Source organism: Aequorivita viscosa (genome assembly GCF_900106795.1).
GTDB classification, from domain to species: Bacteria; Bacteroidota; Bacteroidia; order Flavobacteriales; family Flavobacteriaceae; genus Aequorivita; species Aequorivita viscosa.
Window position 1 is genome coordinate 188,200 of the sequence record NZ_FNNS01000004.1, and the last position, 7,813, is coordinate 196,012.

A 7,813-nucleotide genomic window follows, 5' to 3' on the forward strand; every position below is an offset into this window, starting at 1 on the left:
AACAATGGCCGAACCATTAAAAATTAAAATATCAATCGCCGATAGGGTTTATCCGTTAACAATCAATCCTTCGCAAGAAGAAGGGCTACGGTTGGCTTCTAAGCGTATTGAAGAAATGATTAAAAAGTTCGAACAAAGTTATGCCGTGCGAGACAAACAAGATGTATTGGCCATGTGCGCCCTTCAGTTTGCAGCTCAGGTGGAGCAAAAGGAAATTGACAGAAATAGCGATACGCAACAAACCGAAAGCCGTTTAGCCGCTTTGGATCGAATGTTGCAAGAGCAACTGACATAAACGTTCTTTACATAAAATTAGGTTACTGCCTACATTAGTATTATTTTTTGGTAAACTCAACAGGAATTCTTTAAGAAGGGTGAGTTAAAGTTGCAAAAGCGCGCCGTTACTGATTTATTTCAGAAGACGGATTCTTGAACAGCTTGTTAACCCTAAACTTTATTTTTAAGGAGTTTTATTCAAAATACGCAATATTGATGTAGGCTTTTTTTATTTACAAACGAAACAAACAATGGAAGTATACGGAATAATTTTTGCATTAATAATAGGACTGGCAGTTGGCTTTTTTATAGCTAAACTGATAGAACGAAAAAATGCCTCAAACCTTATTAAAGGAGCTAAAAAGAGCGCTTCAGGTATTCTAAAAGAAGCCAAAGCCGAAGCCGAAACACTAAAGAAGGATAAAATACTTCAGGCAAAAGAAAAGTTTTTAGAACTTAAAGCTGAACACGAAAAGGTTATAGTAGGTAGGGATAAGAAGATTTCTGATGCCGAAAAACGCACTAGAGATAAAGAATCGCAAGTTTCTAATGAACTAGCAAGAAACAAAAAGCTCAATGCCGAAATAGAAGCGAGTAAGAAAGAATATCAAGAAAGACTCGCAATCCTAGATAAAAAGGAGGAAGATCTTGATAGATTGCACCGAAGCCAGATAGAGCAACTCGAAGTTATTTCAAGTCTCTCGGCTGAAGAAGCAAAATGGCAACTAATGGAGAACTTGAAGGGCGAAACAAAAACCCAAGCAATGGCCTATATTCAATCTTCGATCGAAGAGGCTAAAATGACGGCTAAACAAGAAGCTAAGAAAATTATAATTAATACAATTCAACGTATTGGGACAGAAGAGGCTGTAGAAAACTGTGTTTCTGTTTTCAACCTCGAAAGCGATGATGTTAAAGGTAGAATTATTGGCCGTGAAGGTCGAAATATTCGTGCCTTGGAAGCAGCAACAGGAGTTGAAATTATTGTTGATGATACCCCAGAAGCAATTATCCTTTCGTGTTTTGACTCCGTTAGAAGAGAAATTGCACGACTCTCACTTCATAAACTGGTTACTGATGGTAGAATCCACCCAGCGCGAATAGAGGAAGTTGTAGGAAAAACAAGCAAACAAATAGAAGAAGAGATTATTGAAGTTGGAAAACGTACAGTAATCGAATTAGGAATCCACGGACTACATCCAGAACTGATAAAGGCTGTGGGGCGTATGAAATACCGTTCTAGTTATGGACAGAATCTTTTACATCACTCCCGTGAAGTAGCGCGACTTTGTGGCGTAATGGCTGCCGAATTGGGCTTAAATGCTAAATTGGCTAAACGTGCTGGACTTCTGCACGATATTGGAAAGGTTCCTGAAACTGAAACCGAAATGCCTCACGCACTTTTAGGAATGCAATGGGCAGAGAAATATGGTGAAAAACCTGAAGTATGTAACGCCATTGGTGCTCACCACGACGAAATAGAAATGACAGGTTTACTGTCGCCAATAGTTCAAGTGTGTGATGCTATTAGTGGGGCTCGCCCAGGGGCACGTCGCCAAGTATTGGATTCATACATCCAACGTTTAAAGGATTTAGAAGACATTGCCTTTGGATTTAAAGGAGTAAATAAAGCCTACGCTATTCAAGCAGGACGGGAATTACGTGTAATGGTAGAAAGTGATAAGGTAAATGACGAAAAAGCATCGCAACTTTCCTTTGAAATTTCTCAGAAAATCCAAACCGATATGACGTATCCAGGTCAGGTTAAAGTTACCGTTATCCGTGAAACAAGAGCGGTAAACATAGCTAGATAAGTAAAAATAATTTTATAAAGATAAAGGAAGCCGCAATTCACGTTGCGGCTTCCTTCATTTACTGAACACGGTTGCTGAACACTGCCAACTTTTAGTTTATTCATCATATAAATTCTCATATCCACGAGAAGGCTCTTCAAAGAACTTTCCGTTGATATATCGATAATGGCGATCGAGTTTGGCGATTTTTTTCATATCACTTTCTGTAAGACTAACATCGGCGGCGCGAAAATTGGAGATGATGTGAGCTTTGGTTGTAGATTTTGGAATCGCAGCACAGCCTCGATGATTATGCCAAGCAATTAAAACTTGTGGTACAGTTGCACTACGATCGCGTGCAATTTCCTTTAAAACATCAATATCCATCATGTTTGGCTCGTCATCTGCTTTCATAGCTAAACTACGATCACCCGAACCTAAAGGTGAATATGCTGTTAACAGAATGTCTTTACCTTTACAATAGGCCAATAAATCGTCTTGTTGAAGTAGTGGGTGTAGCTCTACTTGATTCATTTCTGGTTTAATTGTCGCTTTTGAAATTAGATCCTTCAATTTCTTTACGCTGAAATTAGAAACGCCAATATGTTTTGCGAGTTTGTTGTTTTTGGCCGTTTCCATCTGCTTCCAAGTTTCTATTATTGGAGCTTCCTCAAGTGATAGGTAATCATCTGGTTTTCTTGGGAAATCAATTCCGTTTCTGAAGGCAACGGGCCAGTGGATTAGGTATAAATCCAAGTAGTCGAGTTGTAGTTTTTTAAGTGAATCTTGTAAGGCGGGTATTACTTGTCCTTCGGCGTGGGCATCGTTCCAAAGTTTTGAGGTGATAAATACATCTTCACGGAATATTTCTCCTTCGGCAAATATTTCGGCTAAAGCTCCTCCGATAATTTCTTCATTTCCATAGGTTGCTGCTGTATCAATATGTCGGTATCCTGCGTTGATAGCATCTTTTATTGCTTTTTTTAACTCGTTGCCATTTGCTTTCCAAGTTCCTAGGCCAATGGCGTGCATGGTATCGCCGTTGCTAAATTTCAATATTTTCATAGTTTGTTTTTTTTCGTAGATTAATAGTAGCATCAAAATACAAAAGGATTAGACCATAAGAAAGAAATTAAAGTAGTTTGGGAGTTTTTTAACCTGTTCTATTTGTGAGGATGTTTACAAACGTCGTCTTTCTGGAAATTATAATGGGAGGATTGATTTTCGCCGATGGGGTGTTCGATTTCCAAGAAAATCTGTATCCTTTTCTTAAAGTACGAAATAGTTCCAATTGGTGTAAAGCGCGATAGGAAAGATGGTTTGCGAACCGCCATATACAGCCCGTCCCGATTTTTTATCGGGAAGACCCGCTTGGTTTATCCTGAGCGGTGCCGAAGGGTACGGTGGTGTGAGAGGCGCACCGTGGGATTACAGCTCACGGCCGTCTACTCGATGTGTGTAGTGTTTTTCCGTAATTATGTTAAGTTCAGATTTTGATCCAACAGTTCGACGTTGAAATTAATTTTGGCGTTCAATGCCTTAAAAACTTTAAGTATTGTGTCAAATCGAGCGTCGGTCAAATGGTTTTCTATTTTAGAAATTTGTGCCTTTTGAACACCAACCAATTCGCCAAGTTGTGCTTGTGTCAAATTCCGTTCTTTTCGTGCTTGTTTTATTGCGTGTCCGATTAAATCAAGACGAAGTTCGTTTTCAAATGCGTCCCTTTTTGGCGTTCCTTTTTTTCCGATATATTTATCGGTTACTTCGTCCAAACTATAAGTTTTCATTCCTTTATTTTCCATATCATTATTTTTTGGCCTCAAAATATTGTGTCATTATCCGCTCTGTCTTTTCAATTTCCTTTTTTGGTGTTTTGGCTGTTTTCTTCTCAATTCCGTGAGTTGATATGACAAGAGTTTCGGTCTTTTTGGTTTTATCCCAAAATGCAAAAAGTCTGTATTTGGTTTTATTATGAAGAGTTCTAAATTCCCAAACGTTGTCATTGAGTTTCTTGAAAAGTTCGTTGTCATTGACAATTTGAGCTTTTCGCATATTGTAAATGATCTTGTCACGAGCCTTTTCGTTAAGACTGCCTAAAAATTGATTTACCTCTTCAAGTAATTGGACTTTGAATTTTTGGTTCATTCATTCCGATGTTTATGCAAATGTAGATGTTTCTTTATTGGGAAACAAATCTTATTCCTAAGACGAATTTTTGCATTACACACAACATGTTTGTTAATGGTTTGTTGCGTGGTCTAAACACCTAATTTAGCAAATAAAAACTAAATGAAAAGTCCTCACAATATTTCATAAATAAGGACTAAGCAATAAATTATATACTGTGAGTGCCCAGCATGGGCATCTTTTACTTTACCGAAAGGTAAATAACTAATCTAGAGGGTGCAAGTCCCTTATGGGCAGGGGTAAGCCTTCAGCAAAAGCTCAGGACAGGCTCTGGGGAGGTCTCTATTGCCACGAGTTGGCATAATAGCGAAGTCAGCAGAGGTCATAGTACCTAAAGGAAACGAGGTGCGGCAAACTGCATAGGTCTCACGATTGGGGAAGGACTGAACGCAATCCTTTCAGAAATTAGATAAGGAACGGAAATATCTGTATCCTTTTCTTAAAGTACGGAATAGTTCCAATTGGTGTAAAGCGCGATAGAAAAGATGGTTTGCGAACCGCCGTATACAGCCTGTCCCGATTTTTTTATCGGAAAAACCCACTTGGTTTATCCTGAGCGGTGCCGAAGGGTACGGTGGTGTGAGAGGCGCACCGTGGGCTTACAGCTCACGGCCGTCTACTCGATTAGGCAACGTTTTTATCGACGTGTTGCTTTATTTCGTTCAGTTCTTTTTCTTTATTTTCTTTTTCTTCTTCGATATCAAAATCATTTTGAAGACCGAGCCAGAATTTTGCAGAATTCCCAAAATATTTACTTAATCGTAAAGCTGTGTCAGCCGTAATTCTTCGGTTTCCTTTAATAATTTCCGAGATTCTGGTTTGAGGTATTTTCAAGTCTTTGGAAAGTCGGTATGCGGTGATTTCCAACGGCTCAAGAAATTCGTAATTCAAGATTTCTCCAGGATGTATATTTGCTAACTTTTCCATTTTTATATTTTTTAATGATAATCAATTATTTGCACTTCGTTTGCGTTTCCTTTATTCCAAATGAAAATAATCCGCCATTGTTTATTAATCCGAATACTATAAAATTCGCTTAATGTTCCGGTCAGTTTTTCCAGTCGGTTGGATGGTGGAATTCGCAAATCAGAAATATCTTGCGAGTTGTTCAACATTCTTAATTTCCTCCGTCCAACGTTTTGAATATCAATCGGCATTTTCTTAACTCGGATTCCGTTCCAAATTTGTTCGGTTTCTTTTGAACCAAAGGATAATATCATATCTTTTTACGTTACTAACGTCAAAGGTAAGTATATTTTTGAATGTTTGCAGAATTTTTTTTCAAATTTTGACTAACGGTGTGTGTGCCCAGCCTGGGCATCTTTTACTTTACCGAAGGTAAATAACTAATCTAGAGGCTGCAAGTCCCTTATGGGCAGGGGTAACCCTTTGGCAAAAGCTCAGGACAGGCTCTGGGGAGGTCTCTATTGCCACGAGTTGGCATAATAGAGAAGTCAGCAGAAGTCATAGTACCTAAAGGAAACGAGGTGCAGCAAACTGCATAGGTCTCACAATTAGGGAAGGACTGAACGCAAACATTTGGGAAATTGGATAAGGAACGGAAATATCTGTAGCCTTTTCTTAAAGTACGAAATAGTTCCAATTGGTGTAAAGAGCGATAGGAAAGATGGTTTGCGAACCGCCGTATACAGCCTGTCCCGATTTTTTATCTGGAAGACCCGCTTGGTTTATCCTGAGCGGCGTCAAAGGGTATGGTGGTGTGAGAGGCGCACCGTGGGATTACAGCTCACGGCCGTCTACTCGATTATGCTTTCGTACTTTTATTCAACTTTTAATTCTATTGACAATCCCAGAGCATTGGCAAGCAAGGCGAAATTGGATAAACGAATATCTTCGCCGTTTTCAATGCGTGAGATATAGGGTCGTTTTTTTCCAACTTTATCTGCTAAATCCTCTTGGCTCATATGTAATTCCTTTCGTCGGCTTTTTATGATTTCCCCAAACTAATAGGAAAAAGCATCTTCTCGGAATTTCTCACGTTCTTTCGTTCCTTCTTTTCCATATCGATTGGCAATCAGCTCCTTTGCATTTATTGACTTTCCCATAATTACTTTTATTTAAGATATTCTTCTAATATTTTCTCGGCTTGTTTTACCGCTTTTTTATAATCTTTTGTTGATTTTTTTAAAAATCCCCAAAGACACACAGCTTTGGTGGATTCAGCGAAATTTAGATGATCTATTGCGAAAATTATAATTCGATATTCATTGCCTGCTTGTTTTGACCCCTATAAAACAAGAGTAATCTTTTAAATTTCGATTATTAATTAAGCGGTTAATTTTTTCATTATAATAAGATGCTTATCTGCATTCCATTTTTCCATCGGCGTTATGCGCCCCAACAGGCCGTGAAGCCTTCTATTGTTATAAAATTTCACGTAACGGTTTAGTATTCGCTCTATTTCGCCAAAGTATTGATAATCGAACCTTCTAAAGACTTCTTTTTTTAATATTCCGTGATAGGCTTCAATATGTGCATTCTCCTCTGGTGTTGCAATGTGCGTAAACTCTTGCTTTACTCCAATCAGCCCTAAATATTCACGCACCCTTTTTGCTATAAATTGGCTTCCATTGTCACTTCTAACAACCACATTGCCAGGATATTCATAGTCCTCAAACAATTCAGATAATAGTACTATTACATTGTTTTGTTTAATATTAAAAGAGAAATAGTCTTTTAATATTCTACGTGTGTGAACGTCAATGATAGAGAGCAAATAAGCATTCTTACCTACACTTGGTACCCACACCATCTTTATATCCATCTCTAAGCACTCTAATGGCCTAGTGGTATGCACTTTTCTAAACTTTACAAACTTACGCCCAGAACCACTTCTGTCTATTCTGTTATCAAGCTTTAATAAACCTGCTTCCTTCATAATCCTGTATAGCTTCTTGTGGTTGATCCTATAACCATCTCTAATCAAATAACTAGTCATTAATCGGTATCCACAGTCTATAAATTCGTGCTCTAAAATCTTCTTTACCGAAGCTATAACTGCATCTTGGGAAACAAATCCTTCTGTGTTATGAAAGGTCTCTTTAGATGGCTTATTTCCCTTTTTTCCGTTGCTTGTTACTCTGTAATAGCTACTCGGTACAATGCCAACCATTTTTATAATCTTGGCTTTACTACACTTATGCTTCCTGCAAGTGATATCTACTAAATCTTTCTTGGATCGGACGTCCCAAACTTTTTTTTTAAGAGCTCTCGCTGTACCTCTAGTTCGATCTCCCTATCACTAAGCAATTTTCGCAATACACGATTTTCTTCCTCTGCCTCTTTAAGCTCCTTGCTCTTAGTATCATAAGTAACCTTTAAGCCGGCTTCTCCCTTATGCTCAAACTTCTTCTTCCAACTATAAAAAGTACCAGTACTAACGCTATACTTACGACAGGTCTCCACGACACCCATTTCTTCTGATGTAGAGAGTATTTCTAGCTTCTCCTTTAAAGTCCATTTCTTGTATTTCATATCTCAAATATATTAGTTTTGAAATTTAAAATATCACTCCGAACTATTAAGGGGCTAAAGTA

At 38.2% G+C, this 7,813-nt stretch carries 11 protein-coding genes and 1 other RNA gene; 4 read left to right on the forward strand and 8 right to left on the reverse strand.

From position 1 onward, the window contains the following. Positions 1-4: 4 nt before the first annotated feature. The 3 genes from BLW28_RS03660 to rny all read left to right on the forward strand — a co-directional run bounded on the left by BLW28_RS03660 (position 5) and on the right by rny (position 2,090). Positions 5-295 carry a cell division protein ZapA gene (locus BLW28_RS03660; protein WP_073214544.1) on the forward strand — a complete coding sequence of 97 codons (291 nt, stop codon included), beginning with the start codon at positions 5-7 and terminating at the stop codon, positions 293-295. A gap of 54 nt (positions 296-349) precedes the next feature. After that, positions 350-471, forward strand: a non-coding RNA gene (gene ssrS, locus BLW28_RS03665) — 6S RNA. Positions 472-527: 56 nt separating this feature from the next. After that, the gene (rny, locus tag BLW28_RS03670; protein WP_073214547.1) at positions 528-2,090 is read left to right on the forward strand and encodes a ribonuclease Y; all 1,563 of its coding nucleotides are present in this window, start codon (positions 528-530) and stop codon (positions 2,088-2,090) included. A gap of 96 nt (positions 2,091-2,186) precedes the next feature. Here the strand turns inward: rny and BLW28_RS03675 are convergent, their stop codons facing one another. Beyond that, on the reverse strand, positions 2,187-3,134 hold the full coding sequence (locus tag BLW28_RS03675; RefSeq protein ID WP_073214596.1) for an aldo/keto reductase: 948 nt from the start codon (positions 3,132-3,134) through the stop codon (positions 2,187-2,189). A gap of 250 nt (positions 3,135-3,384) precedes the next feature. Here BLW28_RS03675 and BLW28_RS15875 point away from each other — a divergent pair, with 250 nt between their 5' ends. Next, positions 3,385-3,531 carry a hypothetical protein gene (locus tag BLW28_RS15875; protein WP_218143091.1) on the forward strand — a complete coding sequence of 49 codons (147 nt, stop codon included), beginning with the start codon at positions 3,385-3,387 and terminating at the stop codon, positions 3,529-3,531. Between the two features lie 13 nt (positions 3,532-3,544). Here BLW28_RS15875 and BLW28_RS03680 read toward each other — a convergent pair whose 3' ends face one another. The 7 genes from BLW28_RS03680 to BLW28_RS03710 form a co-directional block, all read right to left on the reverse strand. Beyond that, positions 3,545-3,856: a helix-turn-helix domain-containing protein gene (locus BLW28_RS03680; RefSeq protein WP_073214599.1), complete on the reverse strand. Its 312-nt coding sequence runs from the start codon at positions 3,854-3,856 to the stop codon at positions 3,545-3,547. Positions 3,857-3,875: 19 nt separating this feature from the next. Then, positions 3,876-4,214, reverse strand: a complete 339-nt coding sequence (locus BLW28_RS03685) for a type II toxin-antitoxin system RelE/ParE family toxin (RefSeq protein ID WP_073214551.1) — start codon at positions 4,212-4,214, stop codon at positions 3,876-3,878. Positions 4,215-4,880: 666 nt separating this feature from the next. Beyond that, positions 4,881-5,183 (reverse strand): HigA family addiction module antitoxin, encoded by a 303-nt coding sequence (locus tag BLW28_RS03690; RefSeq protein ID WP_073214554.1) that lies wholly within the window; start codon positions 5,181-5,183, stop codon positions 4,881-4,883. An 11-nt stretch (positions 5,184-5,194) separates the two neighbouring features. Then, positions 5,195-5,476 carry a type II toxin-antitoxin system RelE/ParE family toxin gene (locus tag BLW28_RS03695; RefSeq protein WP_073214557.1) on the reverse strand — a complete coding sequence of 94 codons (282 nt, stop codon included), beginning with the start codon at positions 5,474-5,476 and terminating at the stop codon, positions 5,195-5,197. Between the two features lie 561 nt (positions 5,477-6,037). Next, on the reverse strand, positions 6,038-6,211 hold the full coding sequence (locus tag BLW28_RS15965; RefSeq protein WP_317042265.1) for a helix-turn-helix transcriptional regulator: 174 nt from the start codon (positions 6,209-6,211) through the stop codon (positions 6,038-6,040). A gap of 332 nt (positions 6,212-6,543) precedes the next feature. Further along, the gene (locus BLW28_RS03705; protein WP_143036832.1) at positions 6,544-7,434 is read right to left on the reverse strand and encodes an IS3 family transposase; all 891 of its coding nucleotides are present in this window, start codon (positions 7,432-7,434) and stop codon (positions 6,544-6,546) included. Positions 7,435-7,439: 5 nt separating this feature from the next. Continuing rightward, complete coding sequence (locus tag BLW28_RS03710; RefSeq protein ID WP_073214564.1) at positions 7,440-7,751, reverse strand: transposase; 312 nt, start codon at positions 7,749-7,751, stop codon at positions 7,440-7,442. Positions 7,752-7,813: the final 62 nt, after the last annotated feature.

Bases quoted from the DNA above. Each gene is read 5' to 3' on its own strand.
- BLW28_RS03660 (WP_073214544.1), top strand. From the start codon at position 5: ATGGCCGAACCATTAAAAATTAAAATATCAATCGCCGATAGGGTTTAT.
- rny (WP_073214547.1), top strand. From the start codon at position 528: ATGGAAGTATACGGAATAATTTTTGCATTAATAATAGGACTGGCAGTT.
- BLW28_RS03675 (WP_073214596.1), bottom strand. From the start codon at position 3,134: ATGAAAATATTGAAATTTAGCAACGGCGATACCATGCACGCCATTGGC.
- BLW28_RS15875 (WP_218143091.1), top strand. From the start codon at position 3,385: ATGGTTTGCGAACCGCCATATACAGCCCGTCCCGATTTTTTATCGGGA.
- BLW28_RS03680 (WP_073214599.1), bottom strand. From the start codon at position 3,856: ATGAAAACTTATAGTTTGGACGAAGTAACCGATAAATATATCGGAAAA.
- BLW28_RS03685 (WP_073214551.1), bottom strand. From the start codon at position 4,214: ATGAACCAAAAATTCAAAGTCCAATTACTTGAAGAGGTAAATCAATTT.
- BLW28_RS03690 (WP_073214554.1), bottom strand. From the start codon at position 5,183: ATGGAAAAGTTAGCAAATATACATCCTGGAGAAATCTTGAATTACGAA.
- BLW28_RS03695 (WP_073214557.1), bottom strand. From the start codon at position 5,476: ATGATATTATCCTTTGGTTCAAAAGAAACCGAACAAATTTGGAACGGA.
- BLW28_RS03710 (WP_073214564.1), bottom strand. From the start codon at position 7,751: ATGAAATACAAGAAATGGACTTTAAAGGAGAAGCTAGAAATACTCTCT.